An 18452-nucleotide genomic window follows, 5' to 3' on the forward strand; every position below is an offset into this window, starting at 1 on the left:
TTGACCCGCCTGGCTGTCCGACAGAAAATACCCAGGCATTTGTTGGGATATTGGTTGGAATGGAAATGATTACACGCCGCAGATTTCTTGCCGCATCGGCGGCCGCCAGTGCCTTGCCGGGGGCATCGCTGGCCAAGAAGGCGGAAGAATACGACCCCACGCCGCAATTTGTCCGGATCAAGAAGCAGTTCCAGCCCGGGCACCTGCTGGTCGCGCCGCGCTCGTTCTACCTGTATTTCGTGACCGAACCCCGCAAGGCGATCCGCTATGGTTGCGGCGTCGGCAAGGCGGGGCTGGAATTCCGCGGCACCGCAACCATCGACGTCAAGAAGGAATGGCCGACATGGCGTCCGACCGAAGAGATGATCGAGCGCGATCCGGTCACCTATGCCCGTTTCGCCAACAACGATTACGTTCAGCCCGGCGGGCCGGACAATCCTCTGGGCGCACGCGCCCTGTATCTGTTCCAGAACGGCAGGGACACGTTCTTCCGCATCCACGGAACGATTCAGCCGGAGACGATCGGGCGGGCGGTGTCGAATGGCTGCATCCGCATGCTGAACGAGCATGTGATCGACCTGTACGAGCGGGTGCCCATCGGAACGGTCGTCACCGTCGTCTAGCGGATCGGGATACGTTGTTTCAGGATACTCTTCCTTCCCTCGGCAGGCCGGCTCTGACCTCGGTCCTTTGCAGCCTCTGTCTTGCAGGTCAGGGGCTTTCCGATCCGGTGCGGGTCCCGCCCGAGGCCCAGATCGCAGCCGTGAAGAAACGGTTCGCGCCGATCCAGCTGCTCTCGTTTGCGGTCGGTTTCGAATATTGCGGTTACCTGGGCCGATCTGCCCAAGGTGAGATGATCTTTACCGAAATGGCCCGGGGAGACTGGGACGGCTGCACGCCGCCCAGCCCGCCGGACGGGTTCACGCCGCTTGCCTCTCTGCACACCCACGGCGCCTATGACCCGTTCGTTCCGGCCGAGTTTCCAACCGTGCTGGATATCGAGGCTGACAATGCGGAGGGCGTCGATGGCTATGTCGCAACGCCGGGCGGCCGCCTGTGGTTCATCGATGGCGCGGCCATGATCGCCTATCAGATCTGCGGGCTGGGCTGCCTGCCCCAGGATCCCGACTTTCGCCCCGGCGACGACGGGATCATCTCGAGCTTCTACACTGTCAGCGACCTTGAGGCGCTGGAACTGTTCCACTGAGCGGTTTGGGGTGCAGGACGGGCCTACTGCCCCTGCGCGGCACGCTCGACCAGCTTCAGAACCCAGGGCCCCAGATTCTCGACGATCCGCGTGACCCCTTTGGCGTTGGGGTGAATGCCGTCGGACTGCATCAGGGCCCGCGCCGCATCCGGGTCGCCTTCGGCGTTCAGGCCGGCAAAGAAACTGCCCGCGTACAGCGCGCCGTGCGCTGCGGCCAGTTCCGGATAGATCGCATCGAAAGCGGCCTTGTATTCGGGGCCGTAGTTCCCCGGCGCCTCCATGCCGACCAGCAGAACCTCGACACCTGCCTTGTCGGCCGCGGTCAGGATGGCATCCAGATTGGCCCGCGACACCGCCGGATCAATTCCGCGCAGCACGTCGTTGCCGCCCAGCGCCACGATCATCCCGTCCACGTCCGGTGTCAGCGTCCATTCGACCCGCGCGGCACCGCCCGCCGTGGTGTCGCCGGACACGCCCGCGTTGATCAGGCGGACATCGGCGCCCTGCGCCGCAAGCCACTGGCGCATCTGCGGCACGAAGCCCTCCTGTTCGATAAGGCCATAACCCTGCGTCAGGGAATCCCCCAAGGCCGCGATGGCCACGGTTTCCGCCGCAGCGGCAAAACCGCAACAGGCAAATGCGACTGACATCAAAACCTTGCGCATGGCGACGACCGCTCCATATCCAATCCTACCCGTTTCGAAGGATCTGCCCATGCCGACCCCCGTGCTCACCCTTCAAGATGCCGCTTTGTCCCTGGAAGGCAATGCCGGGCGCGTCGATATCCTGCGCAATATTTCCCTGTCTGTGAACAGGGGAGAGACGCTGGGCCTCGTCGGGCCGTCGGGTTCGGGCAAGTCCTCGCTGCTGATGCTGATGGGCGGGCTGGAACAGGTGACGGGCGGCAGCGTCGTGGCGCTGGGCCAGGACCTGACCCGGATGGACGAGGACGCGCTGGCGCGGTTCCGGCGCGACAACATGGGCGTCGTATTCCAGAACTTTCACCTGATCCCGACGATGACGGCACTGGAAAACGTGGCGACGCCTTTGGAACTGGCCGGGCACCGGGACGCATTCGCCCGCGCCGAGGCCGAGTTGGAGGCGGTCGGCCTGTCGCATCGGTCGGGCCACTATCCGGCGCAGCTGTCCGGCGGCGAACAGCAGCGGGTGGCACTGGCCCGCGCATCGGCGCCGCGGCCGAAGATCCTGCTGGCGGACGAGCCCACCGGCAATCTGGACGAGGCCAACGGCGCCGCGATCATCGACATTCTGTTCGGCCTGCGCGACCGGCACGGGGCGACGCTGGTGCTGGTCACCCACAGCCAGGAACTCGCCCGCCGCTGCGACCGGGTGATCCGCCTGCGCGACGGGCAACTGGCCGAGGAAATGGCGCGCGAGGCCGCCGAATGAGCCTGCCGCTGGCCGCCCGCCTCGCCCGCCGCGAACTGCGCGGAGGCCTGCGCGGCTTTCGCATCTTCCTGGCCTGCCTCGCGCTGGGGGTGGCCGCCATCGCGGCGGTCGGCTCGGTCCGCTCTGCCATCGAGGCCGGTCTGCGGCAGGAGGGGGCGGCCCTGCTGGGCGGCGACGCCGAGATGGAGTTCACCTACCGTTTCGCCTCCGAGGACGAACGGGAATGGATGGACAACGCCGCGCTGGCGATCTCGGAAGTGGTGGATTTCCGGTCCATGGCCGTGACCGACAGACAGGGCAACGCCGAACGCGCGCTGACCCAGGTCAAGGCGGTGGATTCCATCTATCCGCTGGTGGGTTCGGTCGGACTGGAGCCGGACATGCCGCTGGAACAGGCAATTGCCGGATCGGGCGGTCTGCCCGGCGCGGTGATGGAGCGGGTTCTGGTGGACAGGATGGGCCTGTCCCCCGGCGACCGGTTCCGGCTGGGCACCCAGAGCTTCGTTTTGATGGCGGTACTCACCCACGAGCCGGACGGGGCCGCGGACGGCTTTGCGCTGGGGCCCCGCACGCTTGTCAGAACGGCGGACCTTGCCGATTCGGGCCTTTTGGCCCCGGGCACGCTGTTTTCCACCAAGTACCGTCTGGACCTGCCCGATGACGGAACCCTAGCCGAAACCGCGACCCAGGCCCGCCGCCGGTTCGAAGGCACCGGCATGCGCTGGACCGATGCCCGCAACGGCGCCCCCGGCATCTCGGAATTCGTCGAACGGCTGGGCGCCTTTCTGATCCTCGTCGGCCTGTCGGGGCTGGCGGTGGGAGGCGTCGGCGTGTCGGCGGCTGTCCGGGCCTACCTGTCGGGGAAGACCGGCACCATCGCCACCCTGCGCACGCTGGGGGCGGATCGCGCGACGATCTTCCAGACCTATTTCCTTCAGATCGGGGTCCTGTCTGCCTTCGGCATTTTGCTGGGCCTGACGCTGGGCGGCATCACCCCGGTCCTGCTGGCCCCGCTGATCGAAGCGCGACTGCCGGTCCCGGCCGTGTTCACCCTCTATCCGGCACCGCTGGCAGAGGCCGCGCTCTACGGCTTTCTCACCGCCTTTCTTTTCACGCTCTGGCCGCTCGCCCGCACCGAGGACATCCGCGCCGCCACCCTGTTTCGCGATGCGCTGTCATCGGCCGGCTACTTTCCCCGCGCCCGCTATGTCCTTTTGGCCGCGTTGGGCGCGGCGCTGCTGGTGGGCGCCGCGGCATGGTTCAGCGGCTCGTCATGGCTGACCCTCTGGACGACGGGCGGCATTGCCGGCGCCCTGGCGCTGCTGGCCTTGTCCGCCCTGCTGGTGCGCGCCCTCGCCCGCGCAGGCGCGACGGTGTCACGCGGCCGGCCGGCGCTGCGCTGGGCGCTCGCCGCCATTTCCGGCCCCCGCGAAGGCGCGGCCTCGGTGGTGCTGTCGCTGGGACTGGGGCTGTCGGTGCTGGCGTCGGTCGGGCAGATCGACGGCAACCTGCGGCAGGCGATTTCCGGGAACCTGCCGGATATCGCCCCGTCATATTTCTTTGTCGACATCCAGAAAGACCAGATGCCGGACTTTTCCGAACGCCTGGACACGGACCCGGCGGTCAGCCGAGTGGACAGCGCACCGATGCTGCGCGGGGTCATCACCCGGATCAATGGCCGCCCGGCCCGCGAGGTCGCGGGCAACCACTGGGTCGTTCAGGGCGATCGCGGCGTCACCTATTCCGAGGACCTGCCGGACAGAACCCGCCTGACCGCGGGCGAATGGTGGCCCAAGGGCTATTCCGGGCCGCCGCTGATCAGTTTTGCGGCGGAAGAAGCCGAAGAGATGGGGCTCAAGCTCGGGGACACGCTGACCATCAACATCCTTGGGCGCGACATCACCGCCACGATCGCCTCGTTCCGCGAAGTGGATTTCTCGACCGCCGGCATGGGTTTCGTCCTGGCGATGAACCCCGCCGCGCTGGCCGGGGCGCCGCACAGCTTCATCGCCACCGTCTATGCCGAGGAAGAGGCCGAGGCCGCCATATTGCGGGATCTGGCGGAACGCTTTCCCAACATCACCGCGATCCGCGTGCGTGACGCCATCGATCGGGTGTCGGAGCTGCTGGCCGGACTTGCCGCCGCTACCTCCTATGGGGCCGGGGTCTCGCTGCTGACCGGATTTCTGGTGCTGATCGGCGCCGCCGCGGCCGGCGAAACCGCCCGGCAATACGAGGCCGCCATTCTCAAGACGCTCGGGGCCGAGCGTCGCCGCATCCTGCTGAGCTTTGCCCTGCGTGCCGCACTTCTGGGCGCGGCCGCCGGCGCCGTGGCCCTCGCCACCGGGTTGCTGGGCGGCTGGGCCGTCGCGACCTATGTGTTCGATACCGGCTTCACCGTCATCTGGCCGTCGGCGCTGGCCATCATCCTTGCCGGAATCACCGTCACGCTGGGCGCGGGGCTGCTGTTTGCCTGGCGCCCGCTTGCGGTGCGACCCGCCCGGATTCTACGCGCCAACGACTAGGCGACGGGCTGCAGTTCGCGATTGCAGGTAACGGGCTGCAGGATGCTGATAAGCTCGGCATTGTCGCAGACCAGCGCATCGAGCGTGATTTCGTCCAGCGAGGCGAAGAAGGCCTGTGCCGCATCCTGCAACGCCACCTTCAACCGGCAGGCATCGGTCAGCGGACAGGAATTGTCGGCATCCGCAAAGCATTCGGCAATGGGCAGGCCGCCTTCCACGTGGCGGAACACGTCTCCGATCCGGATCCGGTCGGCGGGCCGCGCCAGTTCCATGCCGCCATTCCGCCCGCGTTGCGTGCTCAGATAGCCAAGCTGGCTCAACTGGTTGATCACCTGCGCCAGGTGGTTCTCCGAGATGTTGCAGACCTCGGCGATCTCGGCTTTCGTGACCAGCCGGTCCTGGTGAGCGGCGCAGTACATCAACAGCCGCACGGCGATATTCGTCCTTTTGGTGATGCGCATGAGCATCCTCCCCGAGTTTCGCGATGCAATCTTATTGCACAAGGCTCAAAAAGGCTGTTTGACATACATCAATTGCATTCTGGGACAGCGGAACTCATGGCAGAGCCCTATTTCTTCGGCTATGGCAGCCTCGTAAATCTGGCCACCCACGACTTTCCCGATCCGCAGCCGGCCCGCTTGCGGGGCTGGCGCCGGGCCTGGCGGCACACCGACCTGCGGCCCGTCGCCTTCCTGACGGCGATTCCCGACCCGCACAGCGAGATCGAGGGGATGATCGCGCATGTGCCAAGGAACGACTGGGCGGCGCTGGATGAACGGGAATGGGCCTATGACCGGGTGTCCGCCACGCAGGCGGTACGACATACCCTGAAGCATGAGGCGGAAATCGCCGTCTACGCCGTGCCGGAACACCGCCACAACGACCCAACAGACAGCTATCCGATCCTGCTGAGCTACATCGACGTGGTGATCCAGGGCTATTTGCGCATATTCGGACCTGACGGAGTGGATCGCTTCTTCGCGACCACCGACGGGTGGGAGGCCCCGATCCTGAACGACCGCGCCGCGCCCCGCTATCCGCGCCACCAGCAGCTCAAGCCCGAGGAAACCGCGCTGGTCGATGACCGGCTGGCCCGCATCGGCGCGAGAATCATTGAACATACATGAGAAAGGGCGGCCGCCACCGGCAGCCGCCCCTTCATCTTTTTCCAAATACTCTCGCCGAAGGCACGCGCCGCAGGCGCGTTTCCTCACTTGCGGGCGCGGATCACCTGCAGCAGCGGCAGCAGGGCCGCCATCTCGGGGCCGCGCTCCATGCCGGTCAGCGCCTTGCGCAGCGGCATGAATAGGCCCTTGCCCTTGCGGCCGGTGGCCTCTTTCACGGCCGCCGTCCACTTGCCCCACGTCTCGCCGTCGAACGGCCCATCGGGTAGCAATTCCATCGCCTGCGCGACGAATTCGCGGTCTTCGTCGTCGATCAGCGGCTCGGCGCCGTCGCGGCACAGCTCCCACCAGCCCTTCAGGTCGTTCAGCGTGGTGATGTTCTCGCGCGCCATGTTCCAGAACGGCTCGGCCAGCTCCGCCGGAACGCCAGCCTCGGCAACCGCGTCGGCCACCTCCTCCAGCGGCAGCGTCTGCAGATACCTCGCCGTCAGCGGGAACAGATCCTGCACGTCGAACTTGGTCGGCGCCGCGCCGAAACGCGTCACGTCAAAGCCTTCGATCAGCTCGGCCATGTCCGTGCGCAACTCGACCGGGTCCGACGAGCCCAGCCGCGCCATCAGGCTGAGCAGCGCCATCGGCTGCACACCCTGTTCGCGCAGGTCGCGCAGCGACAGGGTGCCCAGACGCTTGGACAGCGCCTCGCCCTGCGGGCCGGTCAGCAGTGAATGGTGCGCAAAGTTCGGAACATTGCCGCCCAGCGCCTTGATAATCTGGATCTGGGTCGCGGTGTTGGTGACATGGTCGGCGCCGCGCACCACGTCCGTCACGCCCATCTCGGTATCGTCCACCACCGAGGCCAGCGTGTACAGCACCTGCCCGTCGCCCCGGATCAGCACCGGGTCCGACACCGAGGCCGCATCGATCGACACGTCCCCCAGGATGCCGTCTTTCCATTCGATCCGCTCGTGATCCAGCTTGAAACGCCACACGCCGTTCCCGCGCTCGGCCCGCAGCGCCTCTTTCTCGGCGTCCGACAGGTTCAGCGCGGCGCGGTCATAGACCGGCGGCTTGCCCATGTTCAGCTGCTTCTTGCGCTTGAGGTCCAGTTCGGTCGGGGTTTCGAACGCCTCGTAGAACCGGCCGATCTCGCGCAGCTTGTCGGCGGCCGCGGCATAGCGGTCCAGCCGCTCGGACTGGCGCTCGATCCGGTCCCAATGCAGGCCCAGCCATTCCAGGTCCTGCTTGATCGCATCGACATATTCCTCTTTCGACCGCTCGGGGTCGGTGTCGTCGATGCGCAGGATGAAGGTGCCGCCGGCCTTGCGGGCGATCAGATAGTTCATCAGCGCGGTGCGCAGGTTGCCCACGTGAATGTAACCGGTGGGCGACGGGGCGAAACGGGTGGTGGTCATGGGTGTCTCCTGTTGCCGCGGCTCTTGTCACATGGGCGCGTTTTTGTCCAGCGGCGGCTGTCAGGCCCGGCCAAGGCCATACCGTGACAGAGTGGCAATGATTTCACACCGGCCTATGTCGGTACGCCACAGACATGGTGACAGGGAGATTTTTGCAATGACGTCGAAACTGACACGCCGGGCCGCTCTGGGGGCCGCTGCGGCCTTGCCATTTGCATCGGTCGCAGCCCCGGCTCTGGCCGCCGGGTCCGAAACCAAGGCCAACACGGCGGTAGCAAGAACCTTTCGCCTGGGCGAGTTTTCGGTCACCACGCTGCTGGATGGCAGCCTGCCGCGGGACGGCGCCAAGGAGATCTTCGGCGGCGGCGCGTCGGACGAGGACTTCGCCAAGGTCTCGGCCGAGAATTTCATCCCGGCCGACAAGGCGCAGTTCTATTTCACTCCGACGCTCCTCAACACCGGCTCCGACCTGATCCTGTTCGATACGGGGCTGGGCAAGGGCGGCATTCAGACGGCTCTGGCCGGTGCGGGCGTCAGCCCCGAGGACATCGACATCGTCGTGCTGACGCATATGCACCCGGACCATATCGGAGGCATGACGACGAAGGATGCGCCGACCTTCCCCAACGCGCGCTATGTCACGGCCGCCGCAGAATATGATTTCTGGTCGGCGCAGGAGGAAGGCAACCGCGTCGGCGACATGGTGGCCGCCAAGGTCACGCCGTTCGCCGACAAGATGTCCTTCATCGAGGATGGCGGCCAAGTCGCATCGGGCGTGACCGCCATGGCGGCCTTTGGCCACACACCGGGGCACATGGTCTATCATCTGGAAAGCGGCGGCCAGCGGCTGATCCTGACCGCGGACCTGGCCAACCATTACGTCTGGTCCTTCGCGCACCCCGAATGGGAGGTCAAGTTCGACATGGACAAGGCCCAGGCGACCGCAGCGCGGCGCAAGGTGCTGGGCATGTTGGCGGCCGACAAGGTGCCGATGATCGGATATCACATGCCCTTCCCCGCAGCCGGATTTGTCGAGACACGCGGGGACGGTTTCCGCTTTGTGCCGGTCAGCTACCAGATGATGGGTTGAGGCGATCAGTAACCCGGGTCCGGCCGCACCTTCGATCCATCGGTGAAGCGGGACAGGCGAAAGGCTGTCGGATCGACGCAAGGCGTTCCTTGCGTGACAAGGTCGGCCACCAGCCGGCCAGCCCCCGGCCCTATGCCAAAGCCATGGCCCGAAAACCCGGTGGCGATGACCATGCCCGGCAGATCGTCAACGGGCGAAATCACAGGAATGGCGTCGGGCGTCACGTCGATCATGCCCGCCCAGCTTTGCACGATCTCGGCCTGTTCCAGCGCGGGAAACACCCACCGCGCATCCGCCCATGCCTTGCGCAGGACCCTGGCGGAGGGCTCGGGATCCAGAACCCGACACAGTTCGAACGGCGTGACATCGGTCGGCAGCCAGCTGCGGTCCTGCCGGGCCTCTTCGGCCCATCGCCGCGACAGGCGGAACCTGAGCGACCGCCAGTCCTGCGCGAAGGCGGGCAAGAAGCGCGATGCCAGGCGAAAGCTGTCGGGCACGATGTCCACGATGTTCTCGTGCCCCGAGGCGATCACATAGCCCCCATCAGCCCGCTTTCGGATCGCGAAATCGTCCGACCACAAGGCGGCTTCCGGGCCGTCCCTGACCGGAGAGGTTCGCATGACCGTGTTCAGAACCTTGAGCTGCGGCAGGAATAGACCTGCGTTTCCGGCAAACAGCCTTGACCATGCCCCGCCTGCCAGCACGACCTGATCACAGGCCACCCGCCCACGCTCGGTGTAAACCCCGGCGATGCGGCCCGCCTGGACATCGACGCTGCGCACGGCGCAGTTCGTCATCACCGCCGCGCCGCGGTCCCGCGCGCCTTCGGCGATTGCCGGCGCTGCCCATTGCGGCTCTGCCCGGCCATCCATCGGGGTGTGCAGCGCCGCGTCCAGCTTCAACTGCCCGCCGGGCAGGACCGAGGCGATATCTGCACGGGACAACATCCGGGCGCCGGTCTGAAGGCCGTCGAGATTGGCAAGCCACCGTTCGAGATTGCGTTGCGATCTTTTCCCTGACGCCCCGAACACGATGCCGGATTGCACATAGCCGGTTCTGCGCCCCAGTCGGGCGTCCAGCCCCTGCCAGATTCGGATCGAGTCCAGCATCAGGGGAATCTCGCGGGGGTCGCGCATGCCCAGCCGAACCCAGCCCCAGTTGCGCGAACTCTGCTCGGCGGCGATCTGCCCCTTTTCGCACAGCAGAACCGAAACGCCGCGCTCGGCCAGCTCCAATGCAGAGGCTGCGCCGATGATGCCGCCTCCGACGATCACCACATCGACCCGCTTGGGCAGAGACAGATCCGGCTCGACTGGATCCGGCTTTGGGCCTGGCATGAATGTCCTGCTCGCTGCTCCGGTTTCAATCTATTGATGTCGCCGGATCGAGCCGGTGAAAAGTGAATTGCTGGCTGGAGGAACAGTCGAACCGCGATTGTGGCAACTCGGTCAACGCAGACCGGTCGTTCTCATGAACGAACCGGGCCGGCGCGGCGACAGGCGCGGCTCACTTGGCGCCTTTCTGCCTGTCTTTCAACAGCCGCTCAAAGGGGTCCAGCTGCATTTTCTCCGGTGGTTCCGCGGGGGGCTCGAAATCGGGCAGGTAGAGGCCCTCGGTCCAGCGCTCGGGCAATCTCTCTACAAGTGCGCAGGCGGCACGGCCATAGCGCGCCATGCCCTGCCGCAGTCTCGACGCCGCCGCCGGGTAGCGGGCCTGCAACCAGCCCATCGCCTGTTCACCCACTTCGGCCGAGCGCTCATGGCCAAGCGTCCAGTAGCTGACAAGCAGCGCAATGACGGTCAGCAGAAAAATCGAAATCACCTGCAGCGGCCAGAGAAACACCACCAGTGCCACGACCGCGAAGGCGACTTGTCGCCGGGTCGGCCCCAACCGCTTCACATCGGCCAACGATGGCCGAGTCAGCAACACCGCTCCTCCCTGAACGGGCTGGTCCGGACTTGCACCGGTGCCTCTTTTCGCGCTGGTGGGCTGATTCAGCTCTCCGCCGAGAACCGCATGAATGGTCGCTTCGACATCGCAGCCTGCTGTCTCATGCCTTGAAGGGTCTTCTGACCGTTTTGCCTGCCTTTTCGTTCCACACGAACCAACACGATCAACCATGACACACACTCACTGACATTCCAGCGGAATACCAAGCCACCGTGAATACGGGGGCTACGAGCTGCTCGACAGGAAACCTGTATCGACCTTGGCGATTCCGCCCTTAATGGGCCATCTTCGCCTCATCTATGGCAAAACTAAGGCAAAGACAGGCCAATTTTGCGCCATCACGAAGGGTCGCGCCACCGGTTGACGATGGGATAGCGCCGGTCCAGCCAGAACGAACGCTGCGTGAGCCGGGTGCCCGGCGCCGACTGGAAGCGTTTGTATTCGCTGACATAGAGCAGATGCTCCACCCTTTTCGCCACGGCCCTGTCGAAACCGGCGGCCACGCAGTCGGCAATCGAGCCGTCCCGATCGACCAGGATCTCCAGGATGGCATCCAGAACGGGGTAATCCGGCAGGCTGTCGCTGTCCTTCTGATCTTCGCGCAACTCGGCGCTGGGGGGCTTGTCGATCACCGAGGGCCGGATCACCTCGCCTGCAGGCCCCATCATCCAGTCGCGGTGATTGGCATTGCGCCAGCGGCAGGTTTCGAATACGCGAGTCTTGTAGAGGTCCTTGATCGGGTTGTAGCCGCCATTCATGTCGCCATAGATCGTGGCATAGCCCACCGCGACCTCGGACTTGTTGCCGGTGGTCAGCAGCATCTCGCCGAACTTGTTCGAGATCGCCATCAGCAACAGGCCGCGCAGGCGGGACTGGATGTTTTCCTCGGTCAGGTCCGCCTCGCGCCCCGCGAACAGGGGGGCCAGCGTGTCGGTGACCGCGGCACGGCTTTCCGAGATCGGCACATAATCGTATCGCACGCCCAGCGCCCTGGCGACGGCCTCGGCATCGTCCAGAGAGGACTGGCTGGTATATTCCGAGGGCAGCATGACGCAGCGCACGTTGTCCGCGCCCAGCGCGTCGACGGCAATCGCCGCGACCAGCGCCGAATCCACGCCGCCCGAAAGCCCCAGCACCGCCTTTCCGAACCCGGTCTTGCCCATGTAGTCGCGCAGGGACTGCACCATCGCGCGATAGTCCTGCTCCCATTCGTCGGGCTGCGGCGCGATCTCGCCCGGCACGGTCCGCCAGCCGTCGTCGCCGCGCTCGAGGTCGAGATGGGCGACGGCCTCGTCGAACACCGGCATCCGGAAAGCCAGTTCGCCCCCCGGGTTGAGCGCGAAGGTGCCGCCGTCAAAGACCTGATCGTCCTGCCCGCCGACCATGTTCAGGTAGATCAGCGGCAGTCCGGTCTCGACCACCCGCGCCACCATGTAGTTCAGCCGCATGTCCTGCTTGTTGCGGAAATAGGGCGATCCGTTGGGAACCAGCAGGAACTCGGCCCCGGTCTCGGCCAGGGTCTCGGCCACGTCCTCGTGCCAGGCGTCCTCGCAGATCGGGCTGCCGATGCGGGTGTTGCCGACGGCATAGGGGCCGCCCAGCGGCCCGGCGTCGAACAGGCGCATCTCGTCGAAGACCGTTTCGTTGGGCAGGTGGTGCTTTAGCACCTTGCTGGCGATCTTGCCGCCCTTGAGGATCAGATAGGCATTGAACAGCTTGCCGTCCTCGACCCAGGGGCCGCCGATCGCCAGCGCCGGACCATCGGCGCATTGCTCGGCAAGCGCCCGGACGGTGGCGATCGCAGCGTCGTGAAAGGCAGGCTTCATCACCAGATCCTGCGTGTTGTAGCCGGTGATGAACATCTCGGGCAGGGCCACCAGGTCGGCCCCGGCCGCGCGCCCCTGTTCCCACGCGGCAAGCGCCTTGTCCGCGTTGCCCGCCAGATCGCCCATGACGGGGTTCAGCTGCGCCAGAGTGATGCGGAAACGGTCGGCCATCGTGCCCCTCTTGCCCTCGTCGGTTCCCAAGCCATTTACCAGATCGCAGCGCGAGGAAAAGGCAAATGCGGCAAAAGACGTTGCTACCCCATCGCCGGTATCCTAATTTCGCGCTATTGGTCAGGAAATCGATGCAAACCGGGCAGACAGGGGCAACCATGAACAGGATCTGCAAGACGATCACAATTGTGGCCATGGGAACGACCGCGGGTGCGGCCTGGGCCCAGCAGGGGCAGATTCTGACCGCCGAGGACGAAGTGGGCGGTGTCTATGAAGGAACCTTCAAGGACGGCCTGCAGCACGGTATCGGCACCTACCGGCTTCCCAATGGCTATGAGTATTCCGGCGAATGGGTCGAAGGCGAGATCCGCGGCCACGGGGTCGCCCGGTTCCCGAACGGATCGGTCTATGAAGGCGAATTCGCCAAGGGCAAACCGGAAGGCGTGGGCAAGATCACCTTCGCCGATGGCGGCACCTATGAAGGCGAGTGGAAGGACGGCGTCATCAACGGCACCGGCGTCGCCGTCTATGCCAACGGCGTCCGCTATGAAGGCGGATTCGTGAATGCCCAGCATCACGGCAAGGGGGTGATGACCAGCCCCGGCGGCTATCGCTATGAAGGCGACTGGGTCAACGGACAGAAACAGGGAAAGGGCAAGATCACCTATCCGGACGGGGCTGTCTACGAGGGTGACATCGTTGCCGGCCAGCGCCACGGGAAAGGCACCCTCACCCTGCCCGACGGGATGACCTACACCGGCGACTGGGTGGAAGGGCAGATCACCGGCACGGGCCGCCTGACCCAGGCCAATGGTGACGTCTACGAAGGCCAGTTGGTCGGCGGAAAGCGCCAGGGCACCGGCAAGGTGATCTATGCGAATGGCGACGTCTACGAAGGCGAGTTCGCCGATGACCGCCGCCACGGCCAAGGGACGTTCATCGGAACCGACGGCTATCGCTATACCGGCACTTGGTCCGAGGGACAGATCGAGGGAGAGGGCGAGGTGACCTATCCCGACGGGTCGGTCTATGTCGGCGAGTTGAGCGCCGATCTGGCGGACGGGCAAGGCAAGATCACCTATCCGGACGGCTCCAGCTACGAGGGCAGCTGGGTCGCGGGCGTGATCGAGGGCGAAGGCACCGCGATCTATGCCAATGGCGTCGTCTACAAGGGCCAGTTCAAGAACGCCCGCAACCACGGCAAGGGCGTGATGACCTATGCCGACGGCTACCGCTACGAAGGCGACTGGGTCGATGGCATCCGGCAAGGTCAGGGCAAGGCAACCTATCCCGACGGGTCGGTCTATACCGGCGAATACGTGAACGGCCAACGCCACGGTCAGGGCGAAATCGTCATGGCCGACGGGTTCAGATACGTCGGCGAGTGGAAGGAAGGCCGCATCACCGGACGCGGCGTGGCCACCTATGCCAACGGCGATGTTTACGAGGGCTATTTCCTCAACGGCAAGCGTCAGGGCGAAGGCACGATGCGCTATGCCAGCGGCCAGCAGGAAACGGGCACCTGGGAAAACGGCGCGCTGATCGATCAGGATGCGGCCGAACCGTCGGAGTCCGAGCCGCAGGCGCCCGAGGCCGAGCAGAACACCGATCCCACCACCTCGGACGGGTAATCCGTCACCAAGGGATCGGCCGGCCCGCCCAGTCGAAGAATTGACCGGTTTGATCGACGCTCAGCCCGTCGATGACGCGCAGTAGATTTCCGGCCGCCGCATCGGGTTCGACCGCCGGGTGCCGCCCCAGGTATTTCCGCGTGAACGGCGTCTTGACCGTTCCGGGGTGCAGGGCGACGCAAATGGCGTCGGGATGGGTACGGCCAAGTTCGATCGCAGCGGTATGCACGATCTGGTTCACCGCCGCCTTGGCCGCGCGATAGCTGATCCAGCCCCCCAACCGATTGTCACCGATCGACCCGACCCGCGCCGACAGGACCGCGAAGACCGACCTGCCCTTGCGCGGCAGCAACCGGTGCGCGTGTTTCAGTGCCAAAGCCGGCCCCACCGCGTTCAACGCGAACTGCTCCAGCATCGCCTCTGCCGAAATCGCCCGGATGGTCTTTTCCGGCTGCGCCCCGCCGATTTCAAGAGCGCCCGAGGCGACGAGCACAAGATCGTATGGCCCTTCGAGACGCCCGAGCATATCTTCAGCCACTTCCGGCCGCGTCAAATCGAACCCGTCGGCCGAGCGCGACAGACCCGAGACACGCACCGACCGCGCCAGCAGGCGGTTGCTGACGGCGCGACCGATCCCGCCGCTGCTCCCCAGGATCAATGCTGTCTTCATGACCCCCTCAGCTAGCGGCGTTGCCCGCGCGATCAATCCCGCTTGGCGATCCTTTCGCGAAATCACCGCTTTGCGCATTTTCCTTCTTTTCATTCCCGGCTTGGGGTGTATAACCTCGCCCCATGATCAACCGCGCAGATATCCCCTCGTTCGACGCCGCCCGTGGCGCGTCCCTGCGTGGCCTACTGATCCTAATCCGCCTCTGAGCGTGCCATCCGGCGCGCCCGCTCAGAGGAGGACGCCTGCGCGCCAAATGGCTTTAGGACAGACACGAAAGATACCGACATGACCAATGCGACCGACCAAGACCGCGTCTTGATCTTTGACACCACGCTCCGCGACGGCGAACAGAGCCCCGGCGCCACCATGACCCATGACGAAAAGCTCGAGATCGCCGAGTTGCTCGACGAGATGGGCGTCGACATCATCGAGGCCGGTTTCCCGATCGCCTCCGAGGGGGATTTCAAGGCGGTGAGCGAGATCGCCAAGCGGGCCAAGAACGCCCGCATCTGCGGCCTGGCCCGCGCCAATTTCGCCGACATCGACCGCTGCTGGGAGGCGGTGAAACACGCCGAGAAGAACCGGATTCACACCTTCATCGGCACTTCTCCGCTGCACCGGGCGATTCCGAACCTGACCATGGACGAGATGGCCGACAAGATCCACGAGACCGTCAGCCATGCCCGCAACCTGTGCGAAAACGTGCAGTGGTCGCCGATGGATGCGACCCGGACCGAGTGGGACTACCTGTGCCGGGTGATCGAGATCGCCATCAAGGCGGGCGCCACCACGATCAACATTCCCGACACGGTGGGCTATACCGCGCCGGTGGAATCGGCCGACCTGATCCGCAGGCTGATCGAAACCGTGCCCGGCGCGGACGAGGTGGTTTTCGCCACCCACTGCCACAACGACCTGGGCATGGCGACCGCCAACGCGCTGGCCGCCGTGGCGGGCGGCGCGCGGCAGATCGAATGCACCGTCAACGGCCTGGGCGAGCGCGCCGGCAACACCGCGCTGGAAGAGGTGGTGATGGCGCTCAAGGTGCGCAACGACATCATGCCGTGGCACACAGGCATCGACACCACCAAGATCATGCATATCTCGCGCCGCGTCTCGACCGTGTCGGGCTTTCCGGTGCAGTTCAACAAGGCCATCGTCGGCAAGAACGCCTTTGCGCATGAAAGCGGCATCCACCAGGACGGGATGCTGAAGAACAAGGAAACCTTCGAGATCATGCGCCCCGAGGACGTGGGCCTTTCGGGCACCTCGCTGCCGCTGGGCAAGCATTCCGGCCGCGCGGCGCTGCGCGACAAGCTGAGCAACCTCGGCTACGAGGTGGGCGACAACCAGCTCAAGGACATCTTCATCCGCTTCAAGGAACTGGCCGACCGCAAGAAAGAGGTGTTCGACGACGATATCGTCGCGCTGATGCGCTCGGGCGAGGATGCCGAGAACGATCACCTGCAACTGGTGTCGATGAAGGTCATCTGCGGCACCGGCGGGCCGGCCGAAGCAACCGTGGAAATGGAGATCGACGGCAAGGATGTCACCGCCACCGAGCAGGGCGACGGCCCGGTGGATGCGACCTTCAAGGCGATCCGCAAGCTGCATCCCAGCACGGCGCATCTGCAGCTCTACCAGGTGCACGCGGTCACCGAAGGCACCGATGCGCAGGCCACCGTTTCGGTCCGGCTGGAAGAGGACGGCATGATCGCCACCGGCCAGTCGGCCAATACCGACACCGTGGTGGCCAGCGCCAAGGCCTATATCAACGCGCTGAACCGCTTGATCGTGCGGCGGGAAAAGGCCGGCCCGGGCGCGGATGCGCGCGAGATCAGCTACAAGGATCTGACCTGATCCGCTGAGACGGGCGCGAGCGGTCCTGACCAATTGACCGCTCGTGCCAACTGACCCGCGGGGCATCCCGAAAACGAAGTGATGACCTGCACCCTCCACCGGGAGCCGGTTTTTCGCAGCCGGTCTGCCTTCCCCGCCCAGCTGCCCGTTCCATCCAAGCTGCCGCTTGACCCAGGTGACGCAACCCGCGATCTTGGAATGATGGAGCGGCCTCGAACCCGATATGCGAAGGCAGGCGATATCCACATAGCCTATCAGGTCTTTGGAGACGGACCCATTGATCTGCTGTGGGCACAGGGCTGGGCGACCCATATCGAATATGCTTGGGAAAGCCCCGACTATGCGCGGTTCCTGACCAAGATAAGCCGGTTCGCCCGGGTGATTTTCTTTGACAAGCGCGGCGTTGGCATGTCGGACAGGGACGTGGGATACCCCACGCTCGAAGAGCGCTCGCAGGATATCAACGCGGTGCTGGATGCAGTGGGAACCGACAGGGCGGCGATTTTCGGCATGTCCGAAGGGGGCGCGATTTCATGCGTCTTTTCAGCCACCTATCCAGAGCGCGTCAGCCATCTGATCCTCTTCGGGTGCCGTGCACGTTACAGATGGGCTCCGGATTACCCCCACGGGCTGAAACCCGACGAAGTGCAGGCCTCAATCGAGTATTTTTCCAACTATGCCGGCGGCCACTTTCTGGGAATCGACGGCGCGCCCAGCATTGCCGACGATCCGGCGGCGCAGCGCTGGCTCGACACCTATTTTCGCTATGCCGCAAGCCCCCGTGCCCTCCGCAACCTGGCGGAAATGAATTATGACATTGACGTTCGCAGTGTGCTTTCCTCCATCCGGGCACCAACGCTGGTGCTGCACCGCGAAAATGAAAACTGGTGCGATCTGGCGAATGCAAAATACCTTGCCGAACACATCCCCGGTGCAAAATTGCGCGTATTGCCGGGCGAGGATCACATTGCCTGGTATGGCGATCAAGACCGGCTGGTTTCGGAAATCCGTGCCTTCGTGACCGGCGACACGGTTTCGACCCCAACCGAGCGAACGCTTCTGACGCTCGTGTTTCTCGATCTCGTGGATTCGACGGAACATCTTGCGCGAATGGGAGACGAACGTTGGCGCAGTGTGCTGGAGCAACTCGACCACACCGTGCGGCGACACGTCAGCGCATATGGCGGCACGACGGTCAAACACACCGGCGACGGCTACCTGCTGTCATTCCGGGGGCCAACAAGCGCGCTGGAATGCGCCCTGACTCTGCGCCGGGACGTGGCAGGTTTGGGCCTGCAAAGTCGCACCGGCGTACATACGGGCGAATGCGAAATCCGGGGGCAGGACTTGAGCGGCGCGACCGTACATGTGGCCGCGCGTCTCATGCACGAAGCCGCGCCTGATGAGATCCTGACCTCGCAAACCGTCAAGGACTTGACCCTCGGGTCAGAGCGTGAATTTCACAGGCTGGAACCGAGGAAACTTCGTGGGATCCCAGGGAAATGGACCCCGTTTGCCTTGACGGATTGACGCCACGAGAACGCCTTTGAACCCGACAGGCCATATCTACCTGCAC

16 protein-coding genes are annotated in these 18452 nt (G+C 64.9%); 9 read left to right on the top strand and 7 right to left on the bottom strand.

Annotation, left to right across the window (positions count from 1 at the left end; all coding sequences use genetic code 11):
- The first annotated feature begins 65 nt into the window (after nt 1-65).
- Together AVO45_RS17030 and AVO45_RS17035 are read left to right on the top strand one after the other, a co-directional pair.
- Entirely contained in the window at nt 66-623 is a 558-nt protein-coding gene (locus tag AVO45_RS17030; RefSeq protein ID WP_068349631.1) for a L,D-transpeptidase, read from the top strand.
- 107 nt (nt 624-730) lie between these two features.
- Nucleotides 731-1207, top strand: a complete 477-nt coding sequence (locus AVO45_RS17035; RefSeq protein ID WP_068349441.1) for a DUF4329 domain-containing protein — start codon at nt 731-733, stop codon at nt 1205-1207.
- Between the two features lie 23 nt (nt 1208-1230).
- Here the strand turns inward: AVO45_RS17035 and AVO45_RS17040 are convergent, their stop codons facing one another.
- Nucleotides 1231-1857 carry an arylesterase gene (locus tag AVO45_RS17040; protein ID WP_240482165.1) on the bottom strand — a complete coding sequence of 209 codons (627 nt, stop codon included), beginning with the start codon at nt 1855-1857 and terminating at the stop codon, nt 1231-1233.
- 64 nt (nt 1858-1921) lie between these two features.
- On the opposite strand from AVO45_RS17040, the gene AVO45_RS17045 reads away from it, so the two are divergent.
- Complete coding sequence (locus AVO45_RS17045) at nt 1922-2617, top strand: ABC transporter ATP-binding protein (protein ID WP_082688863.1); 696 nt, start codon at nt 1922-1924, stop codon at nt 2615-2617.
- On the top strand, nt 2614-5142 hold the full coding sequence (locus tag AVO45_RS17050) for an ABC transporter permease (protein WP_068349446.1): 2529 nt from the start codon (nt 2614-2616) through the stop codon (nt 5140-5142). The genes AVO45_RS17045 and AVO45_RS17050 overlap by 4 nt, the downstream gene beginning before the upstream one ends.
- Here the strand turns inward: AVO45_RS17050 and AVO45_RS17055 are convergent.
- Nucleotides 5139-5603 (bottom strand): RrF2 family transcriptional regulator, encoded by a 465-nt coding sequence (locus AVO45_RS17055; RefSeq protein WP_068349633.1) that lies wholly within the window; start codon nt 5601-5603, stop codon nt 5139-5141. The genes AVO45_RS17050 and AVO45_RS17055 overlap by 4 nt on opposite strands.
- A 96-nt stretch (nt 5604-5699) precedes the next feature.
- Here AVO45_RS17055 and AVO45_RS17060 point away from each other — a divergent pair, with 96 nt between their 5' ends.
- Nucleotides 5700-6269 carry a gamma-glutamylcyclotransferase family protein gene (locus AVO45_RS17060; RefSeq protein WP_068349447.1) on the top strand — a complete coding sequence of 190 codons (570 nt, stop codon included), beginning with the start codon at nt 5700-5702 and terminating at the stop codon, nt 6267-6269.
- Between the two features lie 83 nt (nt 6270-6352).
- Here the strand turns inward: AVO45_RS17060 and gltX are convergent, their stop codons facing one another.
- Entirely contained in the window at nt 6353-7678 is a 1326-nt protein-coding gene (gene gltX / locus AVO45_RS17065; protein ID WP_068349449.1) for a glutamate--tRNA ligase, read from the bottom strand.
- A gap of 157 nt (nt 7679-7835) precedes the next feature.
- On the opposite strand from gltX, the gene AVO45_RS17070 reads away from it, so the two are divergent.
- Nucleotides 7836-8768 (top strand): MBL fold metallo-hydrolase, encoded by a 933-nt coding sequence (locus AVO45_RS17070; protein ID WP_068349450.1) that lies wholly within the window; start codon nt 7836-7838, stop codon nt 8766-8768.
- A 5-nt stretch (nt 8769-8773) separates the two neighbouring features.
- On the opposite strand, the gene AVO45_RS17075 is transcribed toward AVO45_RS17070, so the two are convergent.
- The 3 genes from AVO45_RS17075 to AVO45_RS17085 all read right to left on the bottom strand — a co-directional run bounded on the left by AVO45_RS17075 (nt 8774) and on the right by AVO45_RS17085 (nt 12715).
- Nucleotides 8774-10105, bottom strand: coding sequence for an NAD(P)/FAD-dependent oxidoreductase (locus tag AVO45_RS17075; RefSeq protein ID WP_068349452.1), 1332 nt, complete (start codon nt 10103-10105; stop codon nt 8774-8776).
- A gap of 169 nt (nt 10106-10274) precedes the next feature.
- Nucleotides 10275-10694, bottom strand: a complete 420-nt coding sequence (locus AVO45_RS17080; RefSeq protein WP_205627906.1) for a hypothetical protein — start codon at nt 10692-10694, stop codon at nt 10275-10277.
- Between the two features lie 362 nt (nt 10695-11056).
- Entirely contained in the window at nt 11057-12715 is a 1659-nt protein-coding gene (locus AVO45_RS17085) for an NAD+ synthase (protein ID WP_068349455.1), read from the bottom strand.
- Between the two features lie 158 nt (nt 12716-12873).
- Between AVO45_RS17085 and AVO45_RS17090 the strand changes: the two genes are divergently transcribed.
- The gene (locus AVO45_RS17090) at nt 12874-14346 is read left to right on the top strand and encodes an MORN repeat-containing protein (protein WP_068349457.1); all 1473 of its coding nucleotides are present in this window, start codon (nt 12874-12876) and stop codon (nt 14344-14346) included.
- Between the two features lie 4 nt (nt 14347-14350).
- On the opposite strand, the gene AVO45_RS17095 is transcribed toward AVO45_RS17090, so the two are convergent.
- Complete coding sequence (locus AVO45_RS17095; RefSeq protein WP_068349635.1) at nt 14351-15016, bottom strand: SDR family NAD(P)-dependent oxidoreductase; 666 nt, start codon at nt 15014-15016, stop codon at nt 14351-14353.
- A gap of 285 nt (nt 15017-15301) precedes the next feature.
- Here AVO45_RS17095 and AVO45_RS17100 point away from each other — a divergent pair, with 285 nt between their 5' ends.
- Both AVO45_RS17100 and AVO45_RS17105 read left to right on the top strand, forming a co-directional pair.
- Nucleotides 15302-16876, top strand: coding sequence for a 2-isopropylmalate synthase (locus tag AVO45_RS17100; protein ID WP_068349459.1), 1575 nt, complete (start codon nt 15302-15304; stop codon nt 16874-16876).
- Between the two features lie 201 nt (nt 16877-17077).
- The gene (locus tag AVO45_RS17105; RefSeq protein WP_068349636.1) at nt 17078-18406 is read left to right on the top strand and encodes an adenylate/guanylate cyclase domain-containing protein; all 1329 of its coding nucleotides are present in this window, start codon (nt 17078-17080) and stop codon (nt 18404-18406) included.
- The last annotated feature ends 46 nt before the right edge of the window (nt 18407-18452 follow it).

The organism is Ruegeria marisrubri (assembly GCF_001507595.1).
Classification (GTDB): domain Bacteria; phylum Pseudomonadota; class Alphaproteobacteria; order Rhodobacterales; family Rhodobacteraceae; genus Ruegeria; species Ruegeria marisrubri.

Excerpts from the sequence above, each read along its gene's own strand:
- AVO45_RS17030 (WP_068349631.1), top strand. The coding sequence starts at position 66 with ATGATTACACGCCGCAGATTTCTTGCCGCATCGGCGGCCGCCAGTGCC.
- AVO45_RS17040 (WP_240482165.1), bottom strand. The coding sequence starts at position 1,857 with ATGTCAGTCGCATTTGCCTGTTGCGGTTTTGCCGCTGCGGCGGAAACC.
- AVO45_RS17095 (WP_068349635.1), bottom strand. The coding sequence starts at position 15,016 with ATGAAGACAGCATTGATCCTGGGGAGCAGCGGCGGGATCGGTCGCGCC.
- AVO45_RS17075 (WP_068349452.1), bottom strand. The coding sequence starts at position 10,105 with ATGCCAGGCCCAAAGCCGGATCCAGTCGAGCCGGATCTGTCTCTGCCC.
- AVO45_RS17085 (WP_068349455.1), bottom strand. The coding sequence starts at position 12,715 with ATGGCCGACCGTTTCCGCATCACTCTGGCGCAGCTGAACCCCGTCATG.
- AVO45_RS17105 (WP_068349636.1), top strand. The coding sequence starts at position 17,078 with ATGGAGCGGCCTCGAACCCGATATGCGAAGGCAGGCGATATCCACATA.
- AVO45_RS17100 (WP_068349459.1), top strand. The coding sequence starts at position 15,302 with ATGACCAATGCGACCGACCAAGACCGCGTCTTGATCTTTGACACCACG.
- AVO45_RS17045 (WP_082688863.1), top strand. The coding sequence starts at position 1,922 with ATGCCGACCCCCGTGCTCACCCTTCAAGATGCCGCTTTGTCCCTGGAA.
- AVO45_RS17060 (WP_068349447.1), top strand. The coding sequence starts at position 5,700 with ATGGCAGAGCCCTATTTCTTCGGCTATGGCAGCCTCGTAAATCTGGCC.
- AVO45_RS17070 (WP_068349450.1), top strand. The coding sequence starts at position 7,836 with ATGACGTCGAAACTGACACGCCGGGCCGCTCTGGGGGCCGCTGCGGCC.
- AVO45_RS17090 (WP_068349457.1), top strand. The coding sequence starts at position 12,874 with ATGAACAGGATCTGCAAGACGATCACAATTGTGGCCATGGGAACGACC.
- gltX (WP_068349449.1), bottom strand. The coding sequence starts at position 7,678 with ATGACCACCACCCGTTTCGCCCCGTCGCCCACCGGTTACATTCACGTG.
- AVO45_RS17050 (WP_068349446.1), top strand. The coding sequence starts at position 2,614 with ATGAGCCTGCCGCTGGCCGCCCGCCTCGCCCGCCGCGAACTGCGCGGA.
- AVO45_RS17055 (WP_068349633.1), bottom strand. The coding sequence starts at position 5,603 with ATGCGCATCACCAAAAGGACGAATATCGCCGTGCGGCTGTTGATGTAC.